Here is a 600-nt window from a genome sequence, read left to right as displayed (position 1 = left end):
ACGCACTGGCTGAGCAGATTGAGCATCTCCCCGCCCAAGACGAGGAGCAGCCATGGACTGGCAGTAATCACCCTCCAGAGCCCCTTGATGAGCCCGAACCGCCTCCGATCCTACGAGCAGACAAAGAGCAGGCCTTGGCGGTGGCGTCAGAGGTCAGGCATTTGGTTTGGGCTGACCCCCCACTTCTGGCCATCCGCGCTGCATGGGGCAAGCTAAGCCTGTTTCTGGCGAAGGTGGCAGCATGGGCAGCCCAGCAAATTCGAATTTATCTCCCCGAGTTAATTAAGGGGGGGTCAACAAGCAGGCAAAGATGGGTTTGAGTATCTGGCAGCCGCTATCCGTTCGTGTGACCTGGGCCAAATGATCGGACACTGGATACGAGACCTTTTCAGCTAGCGTCCTCAGCATCTTACAAGCCATCTTACCCGATACTCAAAGGCCTCCCCAAGCGCTCCTCAGACGCCTCACGGATGGCCTCGGCGGCTCTCTCAGTGCCGGGAACAAGCCGGACGGCAAGCCAGCCCGACCGCTGCGATCATAGATAGCCAGAGCGTCCGGAGCGCCGAAAAAGGGGGAGGCGCATCGATCCGTCAGGCTACG

Annotated in this window: 1 protein-coding gene and 1 pseudogene; both read left to right on the top strand. The window is 59.5% G+C overall.

The annotated features are described in order from the left end of the window. Nucleotides 1-320, top strand: a 320-nt coding sequence (locus GOB90_RS19020) for a hypothetical protein (protein WP_206752488.1), incomplete at its 5' end; no start/stop codon positions are given. A 169-nt stretch (nt 321-489) separates the two neighbouring features. Next, nucleotides 490-600, top strand: a pseudogene (locus tag GOB90_RS18780) (IS5/IS1182 family transposase); the annotation flags it as partial.

Origin of the sequence: Acetobacter oeni (genome assembly GCF_011516825.1) — a bacterium.
Taxonomy (GTDB): Bacteria; Pseudomonadota; Alphaproteobacteria; order Acetobacterales; family Acetobacteraceae; genus Acetobacter; species Acetobacter oeni.
This window is presented reverse-complemented; position numbering and strand designations above follow the sequence as displayed.